General features: G+C 53.6%; 24 protein-coding genes. 5 read left to right on the top strand and 19 right to left on the bottom strand.

Translation table 11 applies throughout. The features are described 5' to 3' along the window. Positions 1-111 precede the first annotated feature (111 nt). The 10 genes from plsY to cutA all read right to left on the bottom strand — a co-directional run bounded on the left by plsY (position 112) and on the right by cutA (position 10138). Positions 112-747 (bottom strand): glycerol-3-phosphate 1-O-acyltransferase PlsY, encoded by a 636-nt coding sequence (gene plsY, locus RHP47_RS11710; protein WP_149821080.1) that lies wholly within the window; start codon positions 745-747, stop codon positions 112-114. Positions 748-757: 10 nt separating this feature from the next. Beyond that, positions 758-1726 carry a DUF3086 domain-containing protein gene (locus RHP47_RS11705; RefSeq protein ID WP_149821078.1) on the bottom strand — a complete coding sequence of 323 codons (969 nt, stop codon included), beginning with the start codon at positions 1724-1726 and terminating at the stop codon, positions 758-760. Beyond that, a complete protein-coding gene (locus tag RHP47_RS11700; protein ID WP_310840559.1) occupies positions 1716-2120 on the bottom strand; it encodes a DUF3119 family protein in 405 nt (134 codons plus the stop codon). Before RHP47_RS11700 ends, RHP47_RS11705 begins: the two co-directional genes overlap by 11 nt. A 4-nt stretch (positions 2121-2124) precedes the next feature. Further along, entirely contained in the window at positions 2125-3468 is a 1344-nt protein-coding gene (locus RHP47_RS11695) for a hypothetical protein (RefSeq protein ID WP_310840558.1), read from the bottom strand. A gap of 70 nt (positions 3469-3538) precedes the next feature. Further along, complete coding sequence (locus RHP47_RS11690) at positions 3539-4255, bottom strand: biotin--[acetyl-CoA-carboxylase] ligase (RefSeq protein WP_286625835.1); 717 nt, start codon at positions 4253-4255, stop codon at positions 3539-3541. A gap of 9 nt (positions 4256-4264) precedes the next feature. Then, positions 4265-5791 carry an NYN domain-containing protein gene (locus RHP47_RS11685; RefSeq protein WP_190278091.1) on the bottom strand — a complete coding sequence of 509 codons (1527 nt, stop codon included), beginning with the start codon at positions 5789-5791 and terminating at the stop codon, positions 4265-4267. Positions 5792-5866: 75 nt separating this feature from the next. Beyond that, on the bottom strand, positions 5867-7336 hold the full coding sequence (locus RHP47_RS11680) for a glycosyl hydrolase family 57 (protein ID WP_149821070.1): 1470 nt from the start codon (positions 7334-7336) through the stop codon (positions 5867-5869). Positions 7337-7339: 3 nt separating this feature from the next. Then, a complete protein-coding gene (locus RHP47_RS11675) occupies positions 7340-8521 on the bottom strand; it encodes an FtsX-like permease family protein (RefSeq protein ID WP_149821068.1) in 1182 nt (393 codons plus the stop codon). Positions 8522-8645: 124 nt separating this feature from the next. Further along, entirely contained in the window at positions 8646-9758 is a 1113-nt protein-coding gene (locus RHP47_RS11670) for a DarT ssDNA thymidine ADP-ribosyltransferase family protein (protein WP_310840557.1), read from the bottom strand. Between the two features lie 2 nt (positions 9759-9760). Then, positions 9761-10138 (bottom strand): divalent-cation tolerance protein CutA, encoded by a 378-nt coding sequence (gene cutA / locus RHP47_RS11665; RefSeq protein ID WP_286625828.1) that lies wholly within the window; start codon positions 10136-10138, stop codon positions 9761-9763. A gap of 31 nt (positions 10139-10169) precedes the next feature. Between cutA and RHP47_RS11660 the strand changes: the two genes are divergently transcribed. Further along, the gene (locus RHP47_RS11660) at positions 10170-11264 is read left to right on the top strand and encodes a beta-ketoacyl-ACP synthase (protein ID WP_149821064.1); all 1095 of its coding nucleotides are present in this window, start codon (positions 10170-10172) and stop codon (positions 11262-11264) included. Here the strand turns inward: RHP47_RS11660 and dxs are convergent. The 3 genes from dxs to RHP47_RS11645 all read right to left on the bottom strand — a co-directional run bounded on the left by dxs (position 11261) and on the right by RHP47_RS11645 (position 14450). Further along, positions 11261-13174 carry a 1-deoxy-D-xylulose-5-phosphate synthase gene (dxs, locus tag RHP47_RS11655; protein ID WP_149821062.1) on the bottom strand — a complete coding sequence of 638 codons (1914 nt, stop codon included), beginning with the start codon at positions 13172-13174 and terminating at the stop codon, positions 11261-11263. The two genes, RHP47_RS11660 and dxs, sit on opposite strands and share 4 nt — an antisense overlap. A gap of 104 nt (positions 13175-13278) precedes the next feature. Then, entirely contained in the window at positions 13279-13857 is a 579-nt protein-coding gene (locus tag RHP47_RS11650) for a hypothetical protein (protein WP_190278090.1), read from the bottom strand. A gap of 77 nt (positions 13858-13934) precedes the next feature. After that, on the bottom strand, positions 13935-14450 hold the full coding sequence (locus RHP47_RS11645) for a cofactor assembly of complex C subunit B (protein WP_302677137.1): 516 nt from the start codon (positions 14448-14450) through the stop codon (positions 13935-13937). A 137-nt stretch (positions 14451-14587) separates the two neighbouring features. On the opposite strand from RHP47_RS11645, the gene RHP47_RS11640 reads away from it, so the two are divergent. Further along, complete coding sequence (locus RHP47_RS11640) at positions 14588-16006, top strand: sugar transferase (protein ID WP_399374392.1); 1419 nt, start codon at positions 14588-14590, stop codon at positions 16004-16006. On the opposite strand, the gene RHP47_RS11635 is transcribed toward RHP47_RS11640, so the two are convergent. Continuing rightward, on the bottom strand, positions 15959-18487 hold the full coding sequence (locus tag RHP47_RS11635; protein WP_310840556.1) for an EAL domain-containing protein: 2529 nt from the start codon (positions 18485-18487) through the stop codon (positions 15959-15961). The genes RHP47_RS11640 and RHP47_RS11635 overlap by 48 nt on opposite strands. 316 nt (positions 18488-18803) lie before the next feature. Between RHP47_RS11635 and RHP47_RS11630 the strand changes: the two genes are divergently transcribed. Continuing rightward, positions 18804-20297: a pitrilysin family protein gene (locus RHP47_RS11630; protein WP_310840555.1), complete on the top strand. Its 1494-nt coding sequence runs from the start codon at positions 18804-18806 to the stop codon at positions 20295-20297. 118 nt (positions 20298-20415) lie between these two features. After that, positions 20416-20778, top strand: coding sequence for a hypothetical protein (locus RHP47_RS11625; protein WP_190278089.1), 363 nt, complete (start codon positions 20416-20418; stop codon positions 20776-20778). 150 nt (positions 20779-20928) lie between these two features. Here the strand turns inward: RHP47_RS11625 and RHP47_RS11620 are convergent, their stop codons facing one another. The 5 genes from RHP47_RS11620 to RHP47_RS11600 form a co-directional block, all read right to left on the bottom strand. After that, positions 20929-21846, bottom strand: coding sequence for an ABC transporter substrate-binding protein (locus RHP47_RS11620; RefSeq protein ID WP_149821056.1), 918 nt, complete (start codon positions 21844-21846; stop codon positions 20929-20931). Positions 21847-21911: 65 nt separating this feature from the next. After that, positions 21912-24797 (bottom strand): translation initiation factor IF-2, encoded by a 2886-nt coding sequence (gene infB, locus RHP47_RS11615; RefSeq protein WP_310840553.1) that lies wholly within the window; start codon positions 24795-24797, stop codon positions 21912-21914. Positions 24798-24996: 199 nt separating this feature from the next. Beyond that, positions 24997-25548, bottom strand: a complete 552-nt coding sequence (rimM, locus tag RHP47_RS11610) for a ribosome maturation factor RimM (protein ID WP_149821052.1) — start codon at positions 25546-25548, stop codon at positions 24997-24999. Further along, positions 25529-26143, bottom strand: coding sequence for a precorrin-8X methylmutase (locus RHP47_RS11605; RefSeq protein ID WP_149821050.1), 615 nt, complete (start codon positions 26141-26143; stop codon positions 25529-25531). Before RHP47_RS11605 ends, rimM begins: the two co-directional genes overlap by 20 nt. Beyond that, positions 26143-26328: a hypothetical protein gene (locus RHP47_RS11600; protein WP_310840552.1), complete on the bottom strand. Its 186-nt coding sequence runs from the start codon at positions 26326-26328 to the stop codon at positions 26143-26145. The genes RHP47_RS11605 and RHP47_RS11600 overlap by 1 nt, the downstream gene beginning before the upstream one ends. 1 nt (position 26329) lies before the next feature. Between RHP47_RS11600 and RHP47_RS11595 the strand changes: the two genes are divergently transcribed. After that, positions 26330-26821 (top strand): CGLD27 family protein, encoded by a 492-nt coding sequence (locus tag RHP47_RS11595; protein ID WP_310840551.1) that lies wholly within the window; start codon positions 26330-26332, stop codon positions 26819-26821. The last annotated feature ends 38 nt before the right edge of the window (positions 26822-26859 follow it).

Below are 26859 nucleotides of genomic sequence, written 5' to 3'. Positions count from 1 at the left end.
CTCATGGTAGCAACCTCAGAGGTCTTCCAAATGTACAAATACAACCCTTTTCTAAAATATGGGGGGCATTAAGGAACGCCGAACCCGTCCAAAAGTCACCTTCTAAGAGGTCTATCCTTCCGAGGCGCCCAACCGTGGCTCTGTCCCTGCAAGCAGGCGCTGAATATTACTCTGGTGTCGCCAAATCACAAAGGCACCTGCAATCACGCTAAAGCCGACAAAGGGCCACGACTGTGTAAAGAACCAAAACCAGAAGGGCAAGGAGATAGCAGCAGTGATTGAACTCAGGGAGACAATGCGGCTGGCCGCCAAGACCACGAGAAACACCCCAAAGGTGGCCAAAGCCGTGGGGGCATTGAGGGCAAGGAGCACCCCTAAACCAGTGGCAACGGATTTGCCGCCGCGCCAGCCCAACCAAATCGGCTTACTGTGGGCTAGAACCGCAATGAAGGCGATCGCCAGCAGCACAAATTCCAACCAAGTGGTCGGTACTGTACTCCAAGATTGCCCCAGAACCCATCGCGCCAAAAGAACTGCCCCTAGTCCCTTGCCCACATCGACTAAAAACGTCACTAGTCCGGGGCCTTTGCCCACTACCCGCAGCACATTGGTCGCCCCCGTTGAGCCAGAGCCATGCTCACGAATATCAATCCCCCGCAGCGCTTTGGTCAAGAGGTAGCCCGTGGGAATCGAGCCGAGCAGGTAGCTAGCGAGCGCCAGCAGTCCAAGGATGAGTGCAGTGGTCACAGGAGCCTCCCTACTCAAAGAAATCAGAACTACGGCTAGGACGCAACTGGGGTTCAGGGGCAAAGCCCAAGAGCAAGGGATATTGCAGTAGTGAAAGGCTGACTTGGGGTTGGGAATCATCAATAAGAATTAGAGGGATGTAGTCCTCCTGCTCGAGGCGATCGGCACGAAAGGCCAAGGCATCCGCAGATTCAAAGAGCGCCACCCCCTGATCGGGACCAAAATCTTGGCGACTAATGCCCAAGCAATCCTGCAAGCCGCGTCGCCAGTCCCCCAGCCGCTCAGGGGAATCAGCTAAGACCAAAACCCGCAACATATCGCCATAGAAGTCCCGCAGGATTGAAATGATTGCCGAGGCAACAAGGATATTTTGCAACCGACTGGGGAGCGATCGCAGGGCACCCCGTCCCCCAAGATCAAAGAACCAACTTTCTACCCGCTCAGCATGAACTTGCTCAAACGTGCGTCGCAACTGCCAAGGAGGGCCATAGTAGTTGGGGCTACTCCGATATTGCTCTAGCAAACGGCGAATCCGATCCGCTTCCTCCTGAAATCCCTCATCGAGAACTAACTTGGGCGGCGTTGTCGCTGTTGCTGCTGGGGCAGGGGCAGTTTCCACGACAGCGGGCGTCGGGGGCAGCAATTCCATTTCCTCAACGGTGGCCGCCAACTCCTGCATGCTCTTGACGAGAAATTCCTTGAACCCCTGCACTCGAATCGCGAGTTCTTGGGAGGCACCCACAAAGTTGCGGCGGAGCTCCTGTTCAATGCGTTCCTTGCGCCGTTCTAGTTGCTCAATCGTGAGTTGCAGACTTTGTTGCCGCTCTTCAAGGGACTTGAGGCGATCGTGGACGAGACGATGAAACTCAGCATCAAGGGCTTGAATTTCAGCTTTGAGGGCATCCCGTTGAGCTTTGAGGGCAGTTAGTTCCTCTGGGGTAGGTTCAGAGGCATCAGTCACCGTAGGGTCATCCGTCATTGCGAACCGTGGAAATAAAGGCTGTGCGTGGGCAGCGTTCTTGGAGGCATTGTACTAAAGTTTTGACGTCAAACAGAATCGGCAGAAAGTGGATATTCTTGACCTCCCGAAAATAAAAGAGGACGGGGAAGGCCGGCCAAAAGACCTCCCAGTGCTGCCATTGCTGATAGGGAAAGTGACGAATCTGTTGGCTGCCCCGATAGACATCGAGAGCGGTTGCCGTAAACTCCAAGCGCAGCGTCGCCGCCTGCACAGCCAAAAATATCGCAAAGAGCGAAAGGGGCAAGCCCAACCACCAGCGCAGCCACCATAGGGGCACACTCAACAGCAGAACGGCTAAAGGAACGGCAAATGAAGGTTGAAGGCGAACAGTGGCCAAGGAGGTTTCTTGCATGGTTTTACTCCTGCGGGGGCGTTGGTTCTTCTAATTGTGGCAAATCCTCTGGAGGGGCAGCAGTTTCCAGTTCAGTGACCTCAGGTGCAGTGGTCTCTAGAGTCGGTTGCTCTAAAGGTGGGGACGGCTTGGATGGAACTCGCGGGCTAACGAGAACAGAACGAGTCGGGCTTTCTGCTTTCTTGAAGGGATTCAGGCGCTGCCAGAAGGGCTTTTGCGGCGTGGGGGGCGGTGTCTCTTCGGCTGCTTTGACGGTGGGTTCTGGGGTTGGCTCTGGTGCAACGGGCGTTTCCTCTACAGGTTCAACGGTGGGTGTTGGTACCTCTACTGCCGACGTTGGTGTAGGTTCCTCAGCAACGGGGGTCTGAGCGGCAGATTCTTCAACAACAGCTGTTGGCTCTGGGGTCGGCTCGGAGGGAGCGGCGGATTCCTCAACGACGGGTGTTGGCTCTGGGGTCGGTTCAGGGGGGAGGTTGCTGGGGAGATCCGGACTGAGGCTACTTTGAAGATTTTTGGCGGCCAGTTCTCCCCGCAGCAGGCGCGAGAGGACATCCTTGCCATTGGGTTGATAGGTCACGAGGCGGGTAATGGGATTGTAGGGAGAGGGGATGCGCTGACCCTTGCCATCCAGAAGTTCGAGCCGTACCCAGTTATCCCCCGGCTGGAGTCCAGTGAGATAGTAGGCCTGCCAGCGATCGACCGTGAAGGATTGACCATTGATCGTGCAGCGCACCTGCCAGACTTTCTCATTGTTTAATTGTTGATCCAACGGCAGGTTGCTGAGATAAAAATCAAGGAGCACTGGTTCAGCACCATAGGTGTCGCTGGGCTGATTGTAGGTGATCAGGGGAAGACTAGCAGATCGAGTGTCCTCATCTGCGGTATAGAGATGAAAGGCCGTTTGAGCATAGGCAAGGGGATTTTTCAGACTTTCACCCCAAGGGTATACAACAAAAGCACGGAGAAGGTGCGTTCCCGGCTCAAGGTTCGTAAATTCAATGGGGGTGTTCAGGTCATAGACACTGCGGCTGGGCAGATCATCGAGCACCACCTCCACATGGGGGCCTAACCCTGTGCGCTGATCTTGAAACAGGCGCAGCCCTTGGACACTTAGCTTGACGGTGACGTTGCGGCTTTGGAGGGTTTGGTTGGCTTCGGGGGTGAGAATTTTCAGCCGCGGTTCATAGCGATCGAACCAATCCTTCATATCCTCAATGGCTACAGGAGCCGCCACCTCTGCTAGCGAGCCACTGGATTTTGCCGCTGCGATGCCCCCCACTGACCACAGGAGAACGATGCTGAGAACGAAAGCGATCGCCCGTTGCCAACAGACCTGCCAACCCTTCATGCCCACCTCAGATGGTTGTAGTACCAAGGACAATTTTCGCAGATGGGCTACCCATTTCAGCAAGCCAGATCTAGGGAGCACGATCGCCGCTGTAGAGGACATGGCCACTGCTAAATTCTCGCAACTCCCCATTGTTCAGGCGTACTTGCAACGTCCCGCGATCGCTAATGCCCACACCGATGCCCTGCCACCTTTGTGCTCCTTGAACAAGAGTCAGCGATCGCCCCCGTAAAAAATCCCGCTGCGCCGTGATCTGCACCCCTTGGGACTGTTGCCAACACCACAAAAGCTCAGCGCGAATCGCCGCTAGCAGTTCCAGATCCGTAGGCACCGCTTCGGGAGAATGAAGCAGCGTGTGGAGGCTAATGGCTTGGGGAAGACCCATTGCGGCAACATCAACACAGCGGTTAAGTCCCACCCCCACCACCAGCCAAGGGGAACGGCGTTCACAGAGAATTCCCGCCAGTTTCTTGCCCTGAACCATCACATCATTCGGCCACTTCAATTGCAGATGGCGTTCCACCGTTGGTCGCAGCCCACTCAACGCCCGCATCACGGCTATCCCTGCTTGGACACTGGGAGCAACGATCGCCGCCGACTGCGGCAGGATAAAGGAGGCCGTCAACACTCCCTTTGGGGACTGCCAAGTGCGGTTGTACTGACCTCGCCCCCGTGTTTGTGCCTGAGTGTAGATGACTTGACCACCATAGAGTTGATCGGCATGGTGCAATGCCCATGTATTCGTGCTCTCACAGGTTTCTAGCCACACCAACCAAGGAAATTCCATGGCGATCGCTTACTGGTGCACAGAAACAGATGGCTCAATGAGTGCCCGCAACAGTTCTGGTTTCGGATGCGCCCCTACCCGTTCAAAAAACACCCGAAGGGTCTGATCTAGCCACTGCGCCAGTGCGGCATAGCTTGCGGGAAGGGTTGTGATTTTCGCAGCAACAAAATAGCGATCGCCACTGTGGGGAGCTGGCACAAGAATATTGGCCGCTTGGCAGTTATTCAAGGCAATTTCAATTTGACTGCCACCAATCTCCGCTGGGGCGGTTTGCTCAATCATGGTGGCCAGTTCTTCTAGGGTGGCAGCGCAATCGCGATGGTCAAGGAGCCACGCTAAAACATAGGCTAAGGCTGGGGGTTGGGCGATCGCCACCCGTTCGTGACTGAGCAAAGCGCGATAGGTTGCCAGACTATGGAGGGGACGCTTTTCAAAATTGGCCATCACCACAGCACTGGGGGGAAGATGCTCCCGTAGGCCAAGACGCAGTTGATTGGCACTGCCCTGCCGATGAAAGACGCAGAAGATCGTGTTTTTGCAGACGTAGCGCAAGTATTCCGAGAACTTGACCATCCCCAACTGCAAAATGTCAAAGTTGGGCAGCAGGGCTTGTACCGCCCCTTGGACTTTACTAATGGGTAGCCCTTCCTGCCGCAGGAGCTTGCCACACTCCGAATCACGGCGGTACCAATCGAGAATCTGCCGCGTTTTGGCGATCGCCCCCTCGGCATGGCGAGCCAAGCTGATACTTAAATCCGCACACAAACGACGATTATCAGGATCTAAGGGAATGGCGGAGGATGGGATGCTGGGCGGCGGCGCTTCAATGGGGGGAGCGGGACTGGCGACAGGTGGGCGGGGTTTTACGGTTGGATCAGGGATGTGGACAAAGGCATCACAAATGGCCTGAAAACTCTTGCCAGCCGCATCTTCGTAGGCGCAGCCAATGACTGTTTTGCCGTACTGCCGTAACTTCTTGGCAAGGGAGCCAAAGCCACCATCGCCGGAGACAATCACAAACGTATCAAAGCGGTCATCCTGAAAAATCAAATCCACCACATCAATCGCCAATTGAATATCAGCAGCATTTTTGCGATTTTCGTAGGAAAAGCCAAAGACCTGTACAGGCTCAATGCCCAATTGGTGCATTTCCCGGCGCAGTGGCCCAAGGCGAGCATCACTCCAGTTGGCATAGGCACGTTGCAGCAGCACCCGCTCGATGGGGTAGGCTTGGCGAATATGGGCTTGGATGGCAGCGAGGGAGATTTTGGCCACATCTGCGGCTTTGATGTTGTAGCCTTTGATCAGGTTTTCAATGTCGTAGAAAATAGCGGTACGACGCGGGCCATTTCCAGAAGTGCGGGTTTCAAGGTGTTGCAGTCTTTCCTCTAAACGTTGGAGGAGGTCTTCGATCTGGGGGGTTAGGGAATGACGTTGACGATCTTGCACCCAAGTGCCCACCCATGCCCCCGCAGAACTGACCGCCACCACAGGAAGCGGTTCACGGGTAAGGGCGACGGCGAGGGAACCCGCCACAATCGCTCCTAAAGGAGGTATGCACCAGTTCTGCCATGCCATAACTTATTTTACGAATTCTTGGCAAACTCCCTCTCAAACACTAGTTTCTTGCAACAGTGCCATCCCGCGATCGCAAATCGTTTTTGCATAGTCTGTCCAGCGGCCACTGCCCCAGTAGCGAAAACAACTGGTTTGCGATGTCAGCACATAGAGGAGCGCTTCGCGGTAGGCAGGGCTTTGGGTCACTTGCGGGTCAGTCGCCACCAAAGGATCATAGATGCGGTGAAACTCGGCACTCAGGCGTTCCATCGGTTGCAGAACGGTCTCATAGCCCTTGACCCAACTGAGGTGATTCGTCCAAGAGGCACCCGCCATGGAGAAGTGGGGATTGGTTTGTTCAAGGTGGGCGATCGCTGCCGCAACCCTTTCTGGCGTCATCGGGCTATCCCCTAAGGTCTGCCAGAGTAGATGTTGGTGTACCGCTTGACAGCGAGGAAAGCGATCGCTAGTCACTCCCTGAGCCGCCAAGAGGGCAAGGTACTCACTGCCATTGAGACCCACCACCCCCGCCTCTGGATTCGCTTTTATCTCATGCCACACCGGCATAAAATCGCGGGGATATTCATTCATCATCACACCACCGTTTTCACCATCGGCAATTTGACTCACACAGGGGGGACCAAGGGGAGCCTGCCAGTGAGTGGCCAGATGCTTAGCTTCGTGATAAGGCTGCATTTGCGCCACAAGTTTCGTATCCGAGCCTTGGGTTTTAATCAGCACCGTTATTTCCGCCACCTCTCCTTGGGAGTTGCGCGCCACAAGGACATTCGGTACATACTTGGCAGCGTAGGGTAGCGGCGACCCATCCAACTGTTCAACACTGTGCTCCTGTACCAGCAACCAACTGTATCCACAGCGTTTGAGGCAGGTCACCAAGGTAAAGAGCGTATCCGGATGGTTGGGCAAATGCATTTCTGGCAGTGAAAAGCCCTGTACCCGTTGCAGCGCCTCAACCCCAAAGAGGGCCACAAATTGATGCTGCCAAGCGCGAATATGCAACTCAATGTCAGCGATTGGAGTGGAGGGAATCACCGCATGTCCCCAGCAGGTGCCCAGCCATTCCACATAGGGAGCATAGGCATCCACGGTAATCCGCCGTAGGGCGTCCAGCACCTCTTCCTGTCCCATCTGCTCCAGCCCCCAGAGGAGGTTGCCGGAGTAATCGAGCATAATCCGCGGTTGACAGCCCTCAGCCACCAACTGGGGAATCCAGTCCCCCATGCGTCGATAACACCAGAGAAATTGGGTTGCGTTGTGATTGTCCCCCTCGTGGGGATGCATCAGCATATACTGCAAGTGACTGATGAGGCTGCCGCCCTCCCCCGCTGGAATGGTCGGCTGGTGCATATGGAGGGCACAGGCAAAGGCCGCGCGAATAGAGGGGAGCATTTGGGGGGGCAAGGGGGGGCAACGGGGCACTTCACTCAACGCCTGTTCCCAACCACTGAGGACAGGTTCTCCTTGAGGCGGACAGGTTGACCAAGGGAGGGTAGGGCGGGGCATGATTCAAGCTCGAAAAACTTGGGCGGGATCAAGGTGCATCACTTTTTGAATCGCCAATAGGGAAGCACTGACACACATGGCGACGGTGGCACTAAAAACGGCGAGGGCAAGTTGGGGAGTAATGATAATTTGGATGGCACGGGCTTGCATGGTCCACATCCCCAGTCCCCAGCACAGGCCTAAACCGGGCAGATAACCCAGTACGGCCATCCACAGGGCTTGCTCAATAATAATGCGATACAAGTACCCGTCAGAAGCCCCCATTGCTTTGAGGGTGCCATACTCCTGTAGGCGATCGCTCACCGAGGAATAGAGAATCTGACTGACAATCACTATCCCTACAACGATGCCCACCCCTGCTCCTAGCCCCAAAATGAACCCCACACTGGTACTGGCCAACCAATAGCGCCGCGTCATTTCACTCAGGGCGGCACGACTGAGCACTTGATAGTTGGGAAAGGCTGCCCGCAAGCGCTCCTGCACTTTTGCTAGATCCTCTGCCGGGTTGGCTTTTACCATAACATAGGTGATGCGGGTACTGGGGGACACCAACGGCAGAAATTCGGGAACCGGCTCACTGGTATCAAACCGCGGGAAGTTCAAGTAAAGGTTCGCCGTTTCTAACGAGGTAAAGACATAGGGGCTAGAGACAATGGATTTGACACCGCGCGTCCAGCCAGTGACCGTCGCTGGGTAGTTATTCACGCGACCTTGCTCCCCTAGAGCCGTAAGGGAAAGGGCATTGAGGTCAATGCGATCCACGATGACACTGTAGGGTTCCTCTAGCTCCGTCAGGGTTGCACCAGCAACTGTCGTCAAGGGCAGCAAGGTGCCTGTTGGTTCAATACCCACCACCTGCACTGGATCGATCGCCTCTGTCTCTGAACGGCGCCACATCGCTGACTGGATCAACAGAGGTTCTGCGGCTACAACCCCTGCAACTGCCTGGGCATCGAGGACAACTTGATACTCAATAGGCAACGTTAAGCCAAAATAGCGCAACTCACTGGAGGCAATCCAGAAATCCGCTTGGCTTTTGTTCACCAAGAGAGTGGCCGATCGCCCAAATCCCTCAAGGAGTCCCGTTTGAATGGTGACGAGACTGACGGCAAACGTGATGCCTAGTTGAGCCACGAGAAAGCGACTAAAGTCTTCTAAGAGATTTTTGCGGGCAAGGGAAACCATTTTTCTATCTTAAGTTTGCGATGGGGACATGTCTAGACCGTGCTAGGCAGTTGGGGAAAAAACGGCCACCTTAGGCGGCTAGTAAAAAATCCCTAGTTAAAAACTCTGCTGGTACCTCTTGTTCCTAGGGCAAGTAAATAGCCACTTGAATCTGCATTTGTGAAAGATAACGACACATCAGTGGTCCTATTTCCCTCCAGTCTAGACCCCCCAAGCCACAGCCAAGGGCGGGAACAGCAAGAGATTGAATGCCTTCTGCTTGATAGCTATCCACTAACCATTGCAAACCTCGCTCAATTCCTGTAATGTCAGACGATCGTTTCCAGTGAGTTTTAGTCGGAAAGAGTAAAAACCATTTATTGGCATTCAAGTTGGGTAAGCTCAAAGGTTCATCCGCTAGATCGCTGTCTAGAGAAGCTTCACGTTTATACAAATATGGTTTCCCCATTGTAAGTTGCTTTTTCTTGCAGACATCTTGATAGACGACGTACATATCCGGAAATTGATATTTTGCCCGTGAGGCTAATCCCTTACCCATTACACCGACGGTATTGACACTGATTGTTAGGGTTTGCATTTGGGAGAAGAACATATCTCCATCCACCCAAGATAGATGAGTCGTAATTGCAGCACGTCGTCGGGGTTGGAAAAACATGTGGGGTTCAACTACGACTTCAACAGAACTGAACTGTTGTCGAAGGCGCTCTGCCATCTCCTGACTTGCAACATAAACAGAATGAATCTCAGTGGGGGGAACCACTTTTGGAACCAAGCATTCCGCCATAATTTTTCGCTTTGTACCATCTTCAGTTTTCCACCAGTCATTATTGAGAATGCTCCAATAATCGCGATGGATGATTTGTAGTCCAGTTTTAGCATCGCGGATTTCAGTAACGAAGTGGGCTGCATTCCCTAAAGCAATGAAGGTTCCTTTGATATCTAGGATACGGGGTTTAATTCCTAAAATGACAACATTGTTTTTATTGATTTCACTTAATACTTTATAAAGCATGGGATTTCGGGGTTGAAAATAGAGGTTGGCATATTGCCATAGACTCTGACCATTTGGTGCGAGGCGGTGTTGCCGATGCGCAACGATGTCTGCGTTATAGATAGGTGTCGGGGAAAGACCGCGTTCTACGACTTGCTCATGTGCAAGAATTCCGTGTTGGAATATAGAGGAGAGGTTGTTCACATGGGTAATGTAATATAAGCTTTTGATTTTGGGTTCAGGCATTCTTAACCTCTAGAGATTTTTTGAGTTTGTTCTTTGACCCAACTCAAGTAAGCAGGAGAACCGGCAATAATTGGCAGGGCAATGATTTCTGGAACTTCATAACTGTGTAATGCCAGCAGGCGATCGCGCACCTGCTCAAATAAAGTGATGCGAGTTTTAATGAGCAATTGCCATTCTGGATCGCGATGTACGGTTTCTTGCCAGCGGTATATTGATTGAATAGGCAGAATTTGCACACAGGCAGCGAGGTGCTCAGCCACGAGTTGATCGGCCAAGGAGAGTGCCTCAGCTTCTGTGGCCGTGGTAACCATCACCACACAATACTCCATTGCCGCTTCCAAGCCTGCTGTCCTCACGTCACGCTTGATGATGTCGATCATATCCTGAACAAATCTTGAATAAAATCGTGCAGTGAATGTTGTTATTACCGGTATTGGTCTGTGGACAGCTCTGGGGGAGAGCGCGATCGCCACATGGCGGCGCTACTGTCAAGGAAAAACGGCACTCATCGCCACGCCTAAAGGACTGGTGGGTGCAACGACCTTACCGATTGAGAAAATTATTGCTGCGACGACAACTCAAGCGCTCAACGACGCAAAATTAACGGTTCCCCTAGGCGATGCTGGAGTGGTGGTTGGCTCCAGTCGGGGCTTTCAAGCACAGTGGGAAACGTGGTTACGGCAGCCTTCTCTATCGCGAGAAACATGGTTACAAACCTTGCCAGCAACTGTCTCGCAGCAGGTAGCACAAATTGCAGGCATTCAGGGGATAGTGCTCAACCCCACAGCCGCCTGTGCCACGGGAATGTGGGCGATCGCCCAAGGGGCATTACTCATTGAGCAGAACCAGTGTGATCTGGTGTTGGCGGGAGGGGTCGAGTCCGCCGTCTCCCCCTTGACCTTGGCGGGATTTCGGCAGTTGGGGGTATTGGCTCAGGAGCGTGCGGCCCCCTTCGATCGCCAGCGGCAGGGATTTGGCTTAGCGGCCGGCGGTGCTATTGTCGTCCTAGAATCTGAGGCACGGGCGCGATCGCGAGGCATTGACCCCTATGCCCGAATTGCTGGAGTGGGTCTCAGTGCTGATGCCGAGCATATGGCTGCCCCCAGTGTCCACCAAACCGGTGCTCTCCTAGCCATTCAAAAGGCCTTGGCTCAGGCGGGGCTAACACCGCCACAGATCGACTGTATCCATAGTCACGGTACGGGCACACAGCGTAACGATGCCGCCGAAGCCACTTGGATGCAAACCCTTTTTGGTCAAGGGGTTGCGGTCACCAGTCACAAAGGGGCCCTTGGGCATACCCTAGGTGCTGCTGGCGCGATCGCGATCGCCCTCTCTTGCTTATCCTTACGGGAGCAGCAGATTCCTCCCTGTGTTGGCTGTGAGACTCCCGACTTTGACTTGGACATTGTCCAACAGACGCGTTCTGCCCCTCTAGAGCACATTCTCTGCTGTAGTTACGGCTTTGGGGGGCAAAATGCCGCGATTGTCCTCGCCCCTCCCTAGGAGGCAGTGACCACCCTTGGTTGAGCCACCCCAAACTTTTCCATGATCGTTTTAGCCATTTGTGGGGGTGTGAGTCCTAAGTCAGCCTTTGATTCTTCGGGACTAGCGTGCTCAACCAAGATATCCGGTACTCCTAAACGTAACACCGGCACCAAAATATCCGCCTCTTGGAGTACCTCGAGTACCGCCGAGCCAAAGCCCCCCATCAGGCAGCCTTCTTCTAAGGTGACCACGCGGCCAATTTGTTTCGCCAAAGGCAGAATCAACTCAGTATCTAGCGGTTTGGCAAAGCGGGCATTGATCACTGCGGCACTCATGCCGTGTTCCTTGAGGATTTCTGCCACTTGCATCGCCGGATAGACCATTGAGCCGTAGGCCACCAAGAGAATCTCTTCACCGGGGCGCAGGAGTTCCCCTTTGCCGATTTCGAGGGGTTCCCAGCCTTCCTCCATGAGGGCGACACCATAGCCATTGCCCCGGGGATAGCGTAGGGCGATCGGGCCATCGGTGTAGTTGATGCCCGTTACAATCATACGTTGCAATTCCGCCTCATCCTTGGGTGCCATCAGCACCATATTGGGTAGGCAGCGCAAATAGGCAATGTCGTACATCCCTTGGTGGGTCGGGCCATCAGCACCGACAATCCCCGCCCGATCCATGCAGAAGAAGACGGGTAGCTTTTGGATGCAGACATCGTGAACAATTTGGTCGTAGGCGCGCTGCAAGAAGGTGGAGTAAATCGCCGCTACGGGGCGCATTCCTTGGGTGGCCATGCCGGCGGCCATTGTTACGGCGTGCTGCTCGGCAATGCCGACATCAATGTATTGGTTGGGCACCCGTTTTTGGAGGATATCTAGCCCTGTACCCGTGGCCATCGCCGCTGTAATGCCAACAATGCGCGGATCGTTTTCTGCGAGTTTAGTCAGGGTTTCGCCAAAGACTTTGGAGTAGCTGGGGGGCTTGGGTTTGCTGGAGGGTTTGGCCTTACCAGTGACGAGATCAAAGGGGTTTTGTGCATGGTAGCCCACTTGGTCTTTCTCGGCGATCGCGTAGCCTTTGCCCTTAACCGTTGCCACGTGAACCAAGACAGGACCGGAAATCGTATGGGCATGTTGGAATGTGGTAATGAGTTCTTCCAAATTGTGGCCATCCACCGGACCAACGTAAGTAAAGCCCAGTTCCTCAAAGACGGCGCCCACCTTAGGAACCGCAAGGCGTTTCATGCCCTCCTTGATGCGCTGCATCTCCGGGGTTAGGTTTTCACCAAAGAAGGGGATATGTTTGAACTGCTCTTCGAGGTTATCAGTAATAAATTGCACCTGCGGCGAGAGGCGGATTTTATTCAGATAGCGGGGAATCGCGCCCACATTGGGGGAAATGGACATCTCATTGTCGTTCAGCACCACCATCAGGTTGGTGTGGGGCAAGTGGCCGGCGTGGTTAATCGCTTCTAGCGCCATCCCCCCAGTTAAAGCACCATCACCAATAATGGCCACGACTTTGAACTTCTCTCCCTTGAGATCGCGGGCGATCGCCATCCCTAAGGCCGCGGAAATACTGGTGGAGGCATGACCGGCACCAAAGTGATCAAAGGGGCTTTCGCGGAGGTTGAGATAGCCAGCAATTCCTCCCTTTTGCCGCAGGGTATGGAAGTTGTTGTAGCGACCCGTCAACATTTTGTGGGGGTAGGCTTGGTGCCCCACATCCCAAATCACGCGATCTTTATCTAAGTCAAGGGTTTGGTAGAGTGCGAGGGTGAGTTCGACAACCCCCAAGCCCGGTCCAAGGTGTCCTCCCGTGGCCGCCACCGTTTCCAAATGTTTGTCGCGGATTTGGGCGGCAATTTGACTCAATTGGGCAATGGACAACCCATGCAACTGGTTGGGATGGGTGAGTTCACTTAAGTGCATAGAAACCCGACCTCGCAAGATACCTAGGAGCGATAGCCTACCGCTGACCACAGAAAAACTATCTGTTGACTGATTCTAGCAAAGTCCCCCACCGAAGTTGGGCATTATTTCGCCCCTAGACGCGGTGAAAAGCCGCAATAATCCCGAAACAGTTGATCATAAATTTCTAACGCTGTTTCATAGAGTTCGCTCAATTCACGAATTTCTTCCGTGGATTCATTGGTGTAATTTTCCACCAACCAAATCACCCATTGGTAAAATCGCTCCCGACCCCACTGTTGCCAATAGTTGGCGAGAATTCCCCGCGCAAGGTCAGTTCCCAACCGTTTGGGGTAACCGTGGCTTGTGGCCAAGTCTTGGAGATCCCCTAGGAAGCGTTCGGTCATCGCACTGAGGTGACTCAGGGACATCTGAGCACATTGACAAGCCCGCTCAAAGGCGGCGTTGGTCTCTAGGGAACTGGGCTTGACCGTTTCAGCCATCAAGCGACCATGACTATCTACCTGACGCTCGACAGCGCAGTGGGGAACTTTAGTGAGGGGGTAGCCTTCACAGGCGAGATACACCCGAAAGTTTTTCTCTAAACGATCCACTTCTTCGGGACTGAGGTGGATGTCGAGTTCAAGCAGGAGTTGACCAAAGGTACGCTCATCAGTGGTGGTGGTGGTTTGCGAGTAGGTCATCGCGAAGTCCCTCACAGGTCGTCAAAAGATTATCCTGTGATGTTTTTTCCGTTATGCACCTCAGCCAAGAAGGCAGCCTACAAAGCTCCCAACACCGTGTCCTCGAAAGTCATTAGTTCATCGCGGTGTCCCTCTAGGGTGACTTGGGTACCGATCGCATGGGGTTGCAAAGAGAGTTTGACGGTTTCGAGCCGTTGGGCACCTCGCCAATAGAACCACGGGGCAATGGGCGTCAGGCCAATCAGACCAAAGGCCAGAATGCCGCGATCGGGAAAGAGAACGGTCAACACAAGGGCGATCGCTGTGGCACCGGAGACGGCAAGGCCAAAAAGCAATGCGGCCAAAAAGGGACTAGCGGCAACATTTCCCTGAAACGTCACTTCACTGCCATCAGCACTGACGGTATGCAGGCGGTAGCCCCGCTGCTGGAAATACTGCTTGAGGCGGGGAGCAAGTTCAGCAATGGGCTGGGCAATGAGCCATTCTTTGGTTTCAATGCGTTCTTTGGTGGAAGCACGAATAAAAAACACAAATCCGACGGCCAAGAGACTCGTGAGTAAGAGAGTGGAAGGATAAATTAAATCGCTGGACATGGAGGTTGGGTAAATGGACTGTTTGTCTCTTATTGTCAAGGATTTATGGGGGTCTGCAAAGAGATATTGCACCGCGATCGCCCCTTGGGGTTCTGCGGAATACTAAACCCTAGCCATTGTTGTTGTGTTGCTCCATGATGCGGTCTCACACGTCTCCCCGCGATATTCGGGCACCCCGCTGCCGTCGGATGTGGTTGCGCTCAGAAACAGCCTTTGCCCTGCTGCTATTGACCAGTGACCTCGTGGGGTTGGTGTTGGCTTGGAAGTTGGGCTTACAACTCAATCGCTTCTATGCGCCGTTGCCCCCTGATTTAGCAGCGTGGTACTGGCTGGGATTGCCCAGTGTCTTTTGGCTCTTTGCCACTGGTCTATTGTTTTTGATTGCTGTGAGTGGGCTGTATCACCCGCGCGGCCATTGGAAAAATTATCTGCGCCTTGCTAAGGTACTGAGCTTGGGCTATTTGTTGGCACTGGCGATCGCCTACTTCTATGATCCCAAGGTAGATTTGCCTCGCTCACTGTTTTTTAGTGCTTGGGGTCTCAGTGTGGTTTTCGCCGTGATCTTGCGCTTAGCCGTGAGTCTGGCGTTTAAAATTTGCACCCTACGGCAACCGATTCGCGCTTTTCTGGTGGCGCCCCCGGAGCGACAGGAGCATCTCAGCAGCCTACTAGAGCAACGCTCGAACTATAAGATTGTTGGCAGGGCGATCGCCACCATGGCCAATGAACCGGAAACCCTGACCGAGATTCTCAACTGTCAAGCCCAAGAGGTGATTGTAGAAGGCCTCCCCCCAGCCCATCTCGCTTCAGCCCTCTATTGGCAGCTACGCCAACATGGCATTGCCCTACGGTTGATCCCCTCCAGCTTGGAAATGCTCTACCGCCGCGGCACCCCGGAAATTGTGGCGGCTTTGCCCACCCTGCGGGTAGATATGACGTATCTCAATGGTTGGGAATATCGGCTGAAGCGCTATTTGGACGTGATTTTGGCACTCTTTGGCATCGTGGTGCTGGCACCCCTCTTTATCGTGGTGGCGATCGCCATCAAACTCACCTCCCCAGGGCCTGTCTTTTTCCGCCAAGAGCGGGTAGGACTCCACGGCCAAGTCTTTCAGATGTGGAAATTTCGCACCATGCGAGCCGATGCCCCGCAACTCCAAGCGCAGTTGGAAACACAAAATGAATCCGCCGATGGCATTCTCTTCAAGGTCAAAAACGACCCCCGCTGCACGCGCCTCGGCAGTTTCCTGCGCAAGACCAGCATTGATGAACTGCCGCAACTGTTTAATGTCCTTTGGGGAGACATGAGCTTAGTGGGGCCGCGTCCGCTACCCCTGCGGGATGTTGCCCGTTTTCATTCTTGGCACCATATTCGCCATCAGGTGATGCCAGGGATTACCGGGCTGTGGCAAATTTCTGGCCGCTCTGAGATTGGCAATTTTGATGAAGCGGCACGCCTTGACCTTTACTACATTGACAATTGGTCGCTCAATCTGGATTTGGAAATTTTAGTGGAGACGGTGCGTATTGTGCTTTTTGGCAGTGGGGCGTACTAGGTGCGGCAACAATTGGCTGGCAAATAACTGTTCCACCTGTTGAGCTGAGAGGGGGCGGGCAAAGAAATAACCTTGGCCATAGTTGCAGCCAAGCGCCTGAAGAACGCGATACTGATCGCGTGTTTCAATACCCTCCGCCACCACCTTCAACCGCAAAGAATGCGCCAGCATGAGAATCGTGTGCACAATTGTCGCCGAAGATTCCTCATTGTTGAGAGCGGAAATAAACGTGCGATCAATTTTTAGTGTGTCAATGGGAAAACGGTGCAAATAACTCAGGGAAGAATATCCTGTACCAAAGTCGTCCATATACACGCCAATGCCCATGGCGCGAATTTCCTCAAGGGTGGCGATCGCTACCTCCTTGTTGTCAATCAAGATGCCCTCGGTCACCTCAAGGCGCAGTCGCTCAGCGGGAAATTCTGTTTCTGACAAAATTGATCTTAAGTTGAGCAGCAGATCCGCTTGCTGGAAATGACGACCGCTGAGGTTGACACTAATGCTTAAACCGCGACTGCGGGGAAACACCTTTGACCAGCGTTGCATTTGCCGACAGGCTTCTGCCATCACCCACCAACTAATGGGTAGGATCAGACCCGTTTCTTCGGCGACAGTCATGAATTCACCGGGGGAGACGATTCCCCGTTCGGGATGTTGCCAGCGCAGCAGCGTTTCAAAGCCGACAATATTGAGCGTTGATAGATCAACAATCGGTTGATAGTACACCAAAAATTCATCGCGCTCTGCCGCCCGTCGCAGATCAGTTTCCATTTGCATCAGGGCAATGCTCTGGGCACGCATCGTCATGCTAAAGACTTCATAGCGAGCTTTGCCCAAGGATTTCGCGCGGTACATGGCGGTATCCGCATCTCGCAATAAGTCCTCAGCCGTTTTGCTTTCCTCGCTGGGGAAGGCAATGCCAATACTGGCACTGGTAAAGACTTCATGCCCCTCAAGGAGAAAGGGACGGCTCAGAGCCACTAGCACTCGTTCTGCCACTTCGATCGCTTGGGCGGGAGTCGTTAACTCCTCCAAGAGAATGGCAAATTCATCACCCCCAAGGCGGGCGATCGTGTCCTCAGCGCGGGTACAGGCCGTCAGTCGCTGGCCAATGCCAATCAGGAGTTGATCCCCAGCTAAGTGCCCCAAGCTATCGTTGATCACCTTAAAGCGATCCACATCTAAAAACAGCACCGCAAAGAGGGAGTTGGGACGTCGCACGCGGCGGGTAATGGCCTGCGTCAGCCGATCCATAAAGAGCACCCGGTTGGGTAGCCCCGTCATGGCATCGTGCAGCGCATCGTGGAGAATTTGCTCCTGAATCAAGTGGTACTCTGTGACATCGGTCATCGAACCGGCCATGCGATAGGGCTGCCCCTCTTCATTGCGCAGGGCTTTGCCTCGCGATCGCATCCAACGGTAACTGCCATCGGCGTGTTTAATCCGAAACTCACACTCAAAATGGGGACGGGTACTGAGAAGATGCTCCTTCATGCTCTGGCGTAGCCGCTCTAGGTCATCGGGGTGGACACGCCGCCACCATTCCTCGATGGTGGGTTGTAGGGTACCGGGGGTTTCGCCAACCAGCAGTTCCCAGCGGGGAGAATAATACATCGAGCGATCGCTAATCTGCCAATCCCAAAGGCCATCATTGGCGCCCTCAGCTGCCAGAGCATAGCGTTCTTCACTAATGCGCAGGGCGAGTTCAGAACGTTTGCGTTCAGTAATATCGGTAATGTAGCAGCGAATTAATTGGCTCTCCCGCAGCAGATGGATTGTCACTTCGTAGGTGCGATCGCCAACGTTGATTTCTTCAACAGAAAATCGCTTTTCCTGCAACGACCAGCTTTTGAGGCGCGATAGCAGCGGATGCTGCACATCTGGTTCCCCAAGATCGGGAAATTCCTGAATGGCCGCTGGGTTGAGATAGGTAATTTGGCCATTGGGAGCCAGTTCAATGATCGGATAGGGACTTAACTCTGGAAAAGAGGACAACCGCAGCAGTTGGATTTCGGTCACCTCAGACATTTCACTGCTGACGAAGGCACCCCCCAAAGAGGCCACGTCTTGATCTGAGATACTTGATGCTTCGAGGGCGCGGGTGTAGCGATTGAACCCGGAGTCAGAAATATTGGCGATCGCGTGGTAGCGGGCACGCACATCACCCCCAAAGACGATCAAATCCTTATGCTGGAGAATGTGGGATTGACAGGGCTTGCCATTGACCGTCAGACCATTGACACTGCGCTTCCCTTGTAGATCGCCATCAATGAGGCGAAAGAAAAAATTACCACTGCTGGGATCCAAAACCCGTAGCAAAACAGCGTGCTGACGGGAAACCATTGGCGACTTAAGAACAATCGTATTACTGGGATGTCGCCCAATTGTATAGGTACTGGCTTCCAAGGGAATGGTACGCCGACCCTCTTGATCCTCAATAACGAGAAGATGGCGCCACTTCTTCGGCGGATCAGACTTCACATCAATCGCCTCGGCAAATTCTCATGACGGAACGGTTTTCACTAGAAACTCCCCAATCAAGCCGGTATTGATGAAGAGACTCACTTGCTATTCTAGGACGTGAGATTTTATTCTGTTTACAGAAAATTTACTGGGTTGCAGTGCAGTCTTTATCCTGACAATACTTGGAATAAGTTAAGCATTTCTTAACAGTGTAATGTAATTTTCATGGCTGGCAGTCTTTTTCACATCGATGGAACACACTTAAAACTGTGAAAACTGCTCTGGGAGAGGATGATATCCCCCTCACATATCCCATAATTTAGAAAACAGTTATATGTTGGCTTCATCCTATCGGATTATTTTTATTCTTTTTCTCTCGATGGCTGTCTGGCTCCAAAGACGCCGTCCAGTGGGGCGATCGCTTTGCCTTGGACTCGTAGTGGCTCTCCTGCTATGGTTGATCCCACCCCCTTTGGCAGCAGCCATGACCCCCAAGCACTACACTGAGCTGACATTTCCCCCCTTACCGGAAATTCAAGTGCCGGCCTATGAACGCCGTCAGTTGGCCAATGGGATGGTGGTCTATCTCCTAGAGGATCACGAGTGGCCCTTGGTGCGAGGCACCTTAATCTTTCGGGCAGGTAGTCGTTGGGATCCGCCGGCTCAGGTGGGTTTGGCAGAAGTCAGTGGCGACCTGATTCGCACGGGTGGCACCCAAGTTCATCGTGCCGCTGAAATTGACCAATGGCTTGAGGATCGAGCAGCAGCCATTGAATCGGGTGTCGGCAAAAGTTTAGGACGGATCAATTTCAACAGCCTCAAGGAACACAGTAAAGCGGTTCTAAGCCAACTGGCGGAGATGCTCCAAGCGCCAGCAGTAGAACCAGAGCGATTTGAACTGGCGATTCGGCGGCGGCAAGGGATCATTCAACGCCGCGATGATCAACCCAATGCCCAAGCAGAACGGGAATTTTACAAGCTGATCTACGGTGCTGAGAGTCCCTATGCCCGCACCCAAGAGTTAGAGACCCTTGCCAAGATCACACCGGCGGATGTGCAGCAGTTTTACCGCAGGTACCTCGCTCCCTCCCGCTGTATTTTGGGCTTGGTGGGCGACTTTGATGCCTCGCAAATGGGCGATCGCCTTGAAGCAATTTTTGGCTCATGGCAAGATCCACCGAATTTACCTCCTTTGCCCCCCTTACCTAGGGTAACAGTTGATACGTCGCCAACAACGGTGGTGATTAATCGCCCCCATCTCTCCCAAAGCTATATCTACACGGGGCAATTGGGGGGGACGCTCAAAGATCCGGACGTGTTTAACTTCTATGTTCTCAATGGGGTTCTCAATGGCTTTGGTGGGCGTCTTTTCAATGAAGTGCGATCGCGCCAGGGCTTGGCCTATAGTGTTTATGCCGCTTGGAGTCCCGAATTTGACTATCCGGGGGTGTTTTATGGCGTTGGCCAAACGCAAACAGAAACCACAGCCAAGTTTCTCAGCGCCCTACGGCAGGAAATCCAGCGACTGCAACAGGAACCCGTTAGTGCCGCAGAACTGAACTACGCCAAAGACAGTATTCTCAACTCCTTTGTCTTTAATTTTCGCGATCGCCTGCAAATTCTCAATCGTCTCCTGCGCTACGAATACTACGATTTGCCCAAGGATTTTATCTTCCGCTATCAGCGAGCCGTTAAAGCCGCAACGGCAGCAGATCTGCAACGGGTGGCACAAACCCGCCTAAAACCAGAACAGTGGCGTACCCTGATTGTGGGCGATCGCATCCCCTGCCCTACGACAAATTGCCAGCAACGACAATCTCAATCCTAAGAGCAAGATGAGCTTTCGCATTCAGAATATTGCGCGGCTGTGCCAAATCAAGCAATCATCGTTAGACTAGCGATACAGACCTTTTCCAAAATCAAGTAACAAGTTGTGAGGAAACCCTATGTCAGCTTTGCGTCTCGCTCTTTTAGTCAGCCCTACCTTTTTGGGATCCGTCCTGAGCTTGGTCGCATTGATTGCACCTGCCCATGCCCAACTCAGTACCCCCATTCCCGTGCCACCTCCAGAAAGCAGTGAGTGTGTCACTAATCCCCACCAGAAGTTTCAACTGGTCTGTACTCGCCTAGGCGCTCAGGAAACAAAACTGCAAGCCAGTCGTGATAATGGTTCGCTGCCCCCTCCTGTACTAGAGTTTACTGAGGAAGAAAGTAATACCGCGATCGCGCTATTTGGCTGTGATTGTCCCCTGTGTCTAAATGCCTTACGGCAAATGCGTGGCCAGCCTCCCCTCAATCAATTGGGTTAATACTGGATACAAGGGAGTAGGATCCAAGTATGAGCCGCTGGATTAACCTGCTTGCCCTGCTCCCTAATACCATCCTCACGATTTTAGTCATCCCTCGCCCCACAAGCGAGAAGTGAGGTTGAGAACCGTAGGGTCAGCGTCGGGAGGATGTCACACAATCCCAATTTGGGTCTGTTGATCATTCCACATTTTCCATTTTTCGTAGATGCGGCGTAATGTGCCGTCCTTCTTGAGGATGTCGATGGCTTGATCAACTTCTGTTTTGAGGGTTTCTCCTTTGGGGTTGTTCTTATTAAAGGCAATCACATAGTTATTCAAAAAGATCGGGACACCAATTGGACGCAGGCTATTGTTCACTGTGCCCCCCGGACCGGCGCCAAGAACATAGTAGGCAACAATCGGATAGTCTAGCATCACGGCATCAATCCGCCCTTGGGCGAGATCATCAAAGGGCAGGTTGCCATCGTAGGCACGGGTTTTAATGTTTTTGTCCCTTTCAAGAATTTCTTGGGCTTTGTAGCCAATGCCAGTGCCGACAGTCATGCCAGCCAGATTGGCCAGTGTGACTTCACTCGTGGCAGTGTATTGCTCAAAACGGGGGTCATTGGCTCGGACAACGATCTGTTGGCCATAGCGATAGTAGGGCTGGGAAAAGAGTTGGGTGCGATCGCGATCGGTGGTGATCTCCCAACCGTTAAGAATCATGTCAAAGCGATTGGCGGCAAGGGCAGCGGACAGTTGATCGTAGGCAGTGGCAACGAATACGGCATTGACCCCCATTAGTTGGGCGATTGCGTCGGCAATTTCCACCTCAAAGCCAATCAACTTACCGGGATCAACTGGGTCGTAAAAAACGTAGGGAGCACCACTAATCGCCTCAGCCCCCCAAGCCAATGTACCGGGATTGAGGAGACCTTTGCTGGAGACAGTGCCCGTAGTTGACGTTCCAGAGGTCGAATCGACATTGCCGGCACAGGCCGTGAGTAGGGTTTTACTCCCTGTGGCGATCGCGATTGCCCCCATCCCCTGTGCCACACGGCGCAAAAACGTACGACGGTGCAGTCCCATAGCGCTCTCCTCACATCAGGTTGATCTTGAATTTAGAGTTATCAATTGATCAACTTTGACTCAGTTTAGTTTCTATCGCTACCGCTGCCAAGACTACGACGTTTTGTTACTGTTTGGAAGGCGTAAATAATATCTCCTTCCTGCCATTGTTGAAAATCATCCAAGCGCACACCACATTCGTAGCCCGCCGCAACTTCGCGGACATCGTCCTTCATGCGTTTTAGCGAACTCAAGATGCCTGTGTGAATGACGCTTTGCTGGCGCAGCACCCGTACTTTGCAGTTGCGCACGAGCTTGCCATTGAGGACATAACAACCGGCCACAGCTCCTTTGCTGAGGGGGAAGATAGCTCGCACTTCGGCTTGACCCAGTTCTTCCTCGACCAGTTCGGGTTCCAGCATCCCCTCCATTGCCCCTTGAATATCATCGAGGAGCTTATAGATGATGTTGTATTCGCGGACATCAACATTGTGCTGCTCAGCCGCTTGGCGTGCCCCTGAGGCAAGGGTCGTATTAAAGCCAATGATGACGGCACTACTGGCGGCGGCAAGGTCAACATCGGTTTCAGTAATTTCGCCGGGGGCAGCCAACAAGACTCGCAACTGTACTTGATCTTGGGGCAGTTGGTTGAGCGCCGCCAAAATCGCCTCGACGGAACCTTGAACGTCGGCTTTGAGAATGAGATTGAGTTCCTTGAGTTCCCCTTCGCGGGCTTGACTGGACAACGAGGTAAGGGAGACCCGCCGGGCGGCTGCGGCTTGGGCAAGGCGGGATTGGCGTTGAGCGGCGGCTCGCTCCTCCACAAGGGCACGGGCGGCTTTTTCATCGCTGAGGACTTCAAATTCATCCCCGGCAGCAGGGACATCCGCCAGACCCAAGACTTCGACAGCAAAGGAGGGGGTTGCTGCCTCGACACGCTGCCCGCGATCGTCAATCATGGCGCGAACCCGACCAAAACAGGCACCTGCCACCAGAATATCGCCGACCCGCAGAGTACCGTTTTGTACCAGCAATGTGGCCACAGGTCCCCGTGCCCGATCCAAGTGGGCTTCAATGACGGTGCCTTTGGCAGGGCGATCGGGATTGGCGTAGAGATCCTCCACCTCAGCCACCAGCAGGATCATTTCTAGGAGCGTATCGAGATTTTGCTGTTGCAGGGCACTGACGGGAACCATAATCGTGTCGCCCCCCCACTCTTCGGGCACCAAGCCGTATTCGGTGAGTTCCTGCTTGACCCGCTCCGGTTGGGCAGACTCTTTGTCAATTTTGTTAATGGCGACAATGATCGGCACTTTAGCTGCTTTGGCGTGGCTAATGGCTTCAATGGTTTGAGGTTGCACCCCATCATCGGCAGCAACCACGAGAACAGCAATATCGGTGACCCGTGCCCCCCGTGCCCGCATGGCGGTAAAGGCTTCGTGACCGGGGGTATCGAGAAAGACGACCTGATGTTTTTCGCCGTTGTGTTCGACATCCACGTGGTAGGCGCCAATGTGTTGGGTGATGCCGCCTGCTTCCCCTTGGGCCACTTTGGCATTGCGAATGGCATCGAGAAGGCTGGTTTTGCCATGATCCACGTGACCCATAATCGTGACTACGGGTGGACGCCGTTGCAGGTGATCGAGGTCGCTCGACTCCAGCATTTCGGTGACTTTTGTGGCCTCGGCTTTCTGCTGTGCCGTTTCCACCGTAATCCCCAATTCCTTGGCCACGAGTTCAATTGTTTCCACCTCAAGGGTTTGGTTGATGGTGGCGGCAATTCCCTTAAAGAAGAGAATTTTAATGATTTCCGCTTCGGGGCGACGCACTAAACTGGCCAACTCCTGCACTGACATCGGGCCTTCAATCGTAATGTGATCGGGCGGTGGTGCTTCGGCTGGCTCTTCGTGACGGCGATCGCGATGCCGGGGTTGTTTTTTCTCGCTGCTTTTTTCGGTTTTCGCCGCTGGTGTAACGGGGCGGGCAGGACGAGGCGCCTTGGGCTTGGGTGGCCGTTGCAGCGATTGGCTGACATCAACGGTTACTTGGTGTACCCCGACCAAACGGCTGGTGAGTTCTAGTTCTTCCTCTTCGTCAATGACTTCTTCACGCAACTTGACAACGCGAGAGGATTTCCGTTTGTTCTCCTCATCATCAAAGTCTTTGTGACGGTGGCGGTCTTTGATGACTTTGCTAACGGACTTGTCATCGAGTACCTCAACGGTTTCGGTGACGGGCTTGGGTGGATTTGGTGCCCGCAGGACTGGCGCAACGGGTTTGGGTGGCGGTTGTAGCTCTGGTAAAGCTGGCTTGGGCGCCATTTCCGGGGGCTTGACGGGTGCCGGGGGAACTGCCCGCTGGACAATTTCAATGCGATCTTGACTGCTGGGTTTCGCAGGAGCGATCGCCACCTTTTCTTTTTTGGGGGGTTCCTTTAGCTCTTTGCGGGGCGGGGGAGCCGCAGCGACTTTTTCCGCTTTCTTGGTGGGGCGGGCGGGCGGGGGGACTAAAGTAGGCGCTGGACGCGGTGGTGTCGGTTCGGGTTTTGCGGGAGGTGTAGGGGGTTTGGGCGCCACAGGTTCCACTGGCTTGGTGGCAACCGGCGCAGGGGGTGTGGGTCGCGCAGGGGGCTGCGGTGCTTGGGGACGAGCGGGAGGTTGTTGTAATTGAGGCTTGGGCGCTTCTGGTGTCTCAGAGCGGGGTTGAGTGTGGACAGCAACAATTTGCTGCGTTTTTGGAGGGGCTGCGGCTTTCTTCACAGGAGGAGGTGTTTTTGAAACTTTACGGGGAGAGGCACTATGGGGTTGATAGGTTTTGGCAGCTTCGCGAATGCGATCGGCATCGGCATCGGAAATTGTGCTGCTGTGACTTTTATAGGCAATTCCCAACTGTTCACAGATCGCCAATAAATCTCGATTATCTAGGTTGAGTTCTTTTGATAGGTCATAAATGCGAACTTTACCAATGCTCATGCTGTCTCTCAAAGGCTCTGAAATCTCTACAAAGGGGCAAACGGTAGGGCGATCGCGATCGCTCAAGTAAAGGCTACCGTCAAGGTGGAATTAATGGGTTTTAAGGGATGGGTTGGGGCAACTCACTCAACAACAATCTCAAGAGTCGGGGCTAAAAAATAGAAGTATCCCTATTATTAACGATTTTGGTAGGGATTGATCAGGGCAACAGCCCCAAGGGGGGATCAATTTCAATTCTGCGGGCTGCTAGATCAACCAGCGGCACGATGGCTGGCACAAAAGGAATATACACTGATCGGCGGGCTTCTTGCGCTGGGTCGAGTAACTGCACTTCTAGTAGGTCATTGCCGGCATTGACCAAGCCCACCACTTCGCCAACTCGCTCACCGTGGTGATACACGGCGAGTCCAATCAAGTCCATGAGGTGGTATTCATTTGCAGCAAGGGGTGGGCGATCGCTAGCGGGGACTAAAATTTCTGCCCCCTTGAGTGCCTCCGCTGCGGTGCGATCGCTGACTTCGGCAAAGGTAACCACAAACTGTTCGACACGGGGTAAAAATCGCCCGCGCACAAGGGTAACCGCATAGGGTTGGAGCTGCCGGGGCGATCGCAACCAACGAGAACCCGCTACGGTAAAGCGTTCGGGAAAATCACTAAAGGGCTTGACCTTCACCTCCCCCCGCAGGCCGTGGGCACCGACAATTTGGCCGATACAGAGCCATTCACTTGTCTCAGGGAAGGGGGTCACCATAGGCCGTCCAAGCCAACTTGAGTAAACCGTTCATAATTGCTGTGGCAACGCTCACGCCCCCCTTGCAACCCTTAATGGAGATGTGGGGCACCCAAGACTTTTGCAGGCGATCCAAAATGGGGGGGAGAAAATTGGGGGCAGCGTCAATAATTAAGGCAGGGCGAATTTCCTGAGCCTCCACTAAAGTCAGGAGAGGTTCTAGGGCTGAATGATCACTACTGAGGACAAAAATAGCCGTGGGATGGCGTCGTGCCAAGGTTTCTATGCCAAAAGCAATGCGGGACTTTTCCTGCTGCGGACGGGTGAAGGTTTCTGCCCCACAGTAAATGGGATTGCCAAAGGTGTTTTGGGTGTAGGAGAGCACCCCCACCTGCACCATCGTCACATCCACCACAATCGGGGTATGAGCGGCAAGGGCAGCCACACCGGATTGCAGGGCCTGCTCTGAATAGACAATCAAATTCAGATATTCTAAATCCCCCGTCGCATAAATCACACGGCGCGTAATATCGTACTGTGCTGGACTCAGGTTGTGCCCGGCCAGCAACTGGTCAATAACCCGTAGTTGTGCAACGTCAGACTGGTGCCATTCCATCAAAGGTGCCGCAAGGGAGCTAGGGAATAATCAATATAGCAACAAAGTTTTCCCCCCACTAGACGCGGGGTAGGCGTGACACCCTCTAGTGTACGGGGCGATCGCCCGATTTCATGCATGGTGTGGCGATCCACGATTTCAGCGAGACTGGTATGCTGGAAACAGCGTCCTTGAACTTGTGCCACTGTGTCTCAGATTCTCTGTCCTGTCCCGGCAGATCAACGACCGATCAACGAATATCGTGACCTCAAAGCCTCTTGGTTTTTTGAATGGTCGAGTTGGCCGCGGCCACGCTTTCAACGGCGTTTGCTACTGCTGTGGGGGATGGCTTGGCTCATTAGTGGTCCGGTGGCGATCGCCAGCTTTTCTCTGAAAGAGGCACCCCTACATGTTTTCTTCGCTGGGGCGCTAGGAGCAAACTTCCTGCTGTTGCTGATTCTTTTGCGCCTTGTACTCGGTTGGGCCTACGTGGGCGATCGCCTGCACCGTCCCACCGTCATTTATGAGGAAACAGGCTGGTACGACGGTCAGGAGTGGCAAAAACCCGAAGCTGAATTGGCTCAAGATCGCCTGATCTATACCTACGAGTTGCGCCCGATTTTACAACGGTTACAGGTAACCCTTTTGGCGCTCGTGATCTTTTCTTTGGGACTGACCCTTGCTTGGGCACTCCTGTAGCTGCTGCTGATATTGTTGCTCATTGACCTGCATGACCG

Origin of the sequence: Thermosynechococcus sp. QKsg1 (assembly GCF_031586415.1) — a bacterium.
GTDB lineage: Bacteria > Cyanobacteriota > Cyanobacteriia > Thermosynechococcales > Thermosynechococcaceae > Thermosynechococcus.
Note: the sequence above shows the minus strand (reverse complement) of the source record. Positions and strands in the feature narration are given on the sequence as shown.

Excerpts from the sequence above, each read along its gene's own strand:
- infB (WP_310840553.1), bottom strand. The coding sequence starts at position 24,797 with ATGAGCATTGGTAAAGTTCGCATTTATGACCTATCAAAAGAACTCAAC.
- RHP47_RS11645 (WP_302677137.1), bottom strand. The coding sequence starts at position 14,450 with ATGTCCAGCGATTTAATTTATCCTTCCACTCTCTTACTCACGAGTCTC.
- RHP47_RS11650 (WP_190278090.1), bottom strand. The coding sequence starts at position 13,857 with ATGACCTACTCGCAAACCACCACCACCACTGATGAGCGTACCTTTGGT.
- RHP47_RS11620 (WP_149821056.1), bottom strand. The coding sequence starts at position 21,846 with ATGGGACTGCACCGTCGTACGTTTTTGCGCCGTGTGGCACAGGGGATG.
- RHP47_RS11695 (WP_310840558.1), bottom strand. The coding sequence starts at position 3,468 with ATGAAGGGTTGGCAGGTCTGTTGGCAACGGGCGATCGCTTTCGTTCTC.
- RHP47_RS11640 (WP_399374392.1), top strand. The coding sequence starts at position 14,588 with ATGCGGTCTCACACGTCTCCCCGCGATATTCGGGCACCCCGCTGCCGT.
- RHP47_RS11630 (WP_310840555.1), top strand. The coding sequence starts at position 18,804 with ATGTTGGCTTCATCCTATCGGATTATTTTTATTCTTTTTCTCTCGATG.
- rimM (WP_149821052.1), bottom strand. The coding sequence starts at position 25,548 with ATGGTGACCCCCTTCCCTGAGACAAGTGAATGGCTCTGTATCGGCCAA.
- RHP47_RS11700 (WP_310840559.1), bottom strand. The coding sequence starts at position 2,120 with ATGCAAGAAACCTCCTTGGCCACTGTTCGCCTTCAACCTTCATTTGCC.
- RHP47_RS11625 (WP_190278089.1), top strand. The coding sequence starts at position 20,416 with ATGTCAGCTTTGCGTCTCGCTCTTTTAGTCAGCCCTACCTTTTTGGGA.
- RHP47_RS11670 (WP_310840557.1), bottom strand. The coding sequence starts at position 9,758 with ATGCCTGAACCCAAAATCAAAAGCTTATATTACATTACCCATGTGAAC.
- RHP47_RS11675 (WP_149821068.1), bottom strand. The coding sequence starts at position 8,521 with ATGGTTTCCCTTGCCCGCAAAAATCTCTTAGAAGACTTTAGTCGCTTT.
- RHP47_RS11705 (WP_149821078.1), bottom strand. The coding sequence starts at position 1,726 with ATGACGGATGACCCTACGGTGACTGATGCCTCTGAACCTACCCCAGAG.
- RHP47_RS11605 (WP_149821050.1), bottom strand. The coding sequence starts at position 26,143 with ATGGAATGGCACCAGTCTGACGTTGCACAACTACGGGTTATTGACCAG.
- RHP47_RS11680 (WP_149821070.1), bottom strand. The coding sequence starts at position 7,336 with ATGCCCCGCCCTACCCTCCCTTGGTCAACCTGTCCGCCTCAAGGAGAA.
- cutA (WP_286625828.1), bottom strand. The coding sequence starts at position 10,138 with ATGATCGACATCATCAAGCGTGACGTGAGGACAGCAGGCTTGGAAGCG.
- RHP47_RS11690 (WP_286625835.1), bottom strand. The coding sequence starts at position 4,255 with ATGGAATTTCCTTGGTTGGTGTGGCTAGAAACCTGTGAGAGCACGAAT.
- dxs (WP_149821062.1), bottom strand. The coding sequence starts at position 13,174 with ATGCACTTAAGTGAACTCACCCATCCCAACCAGTTGCATGGGTTGTCC.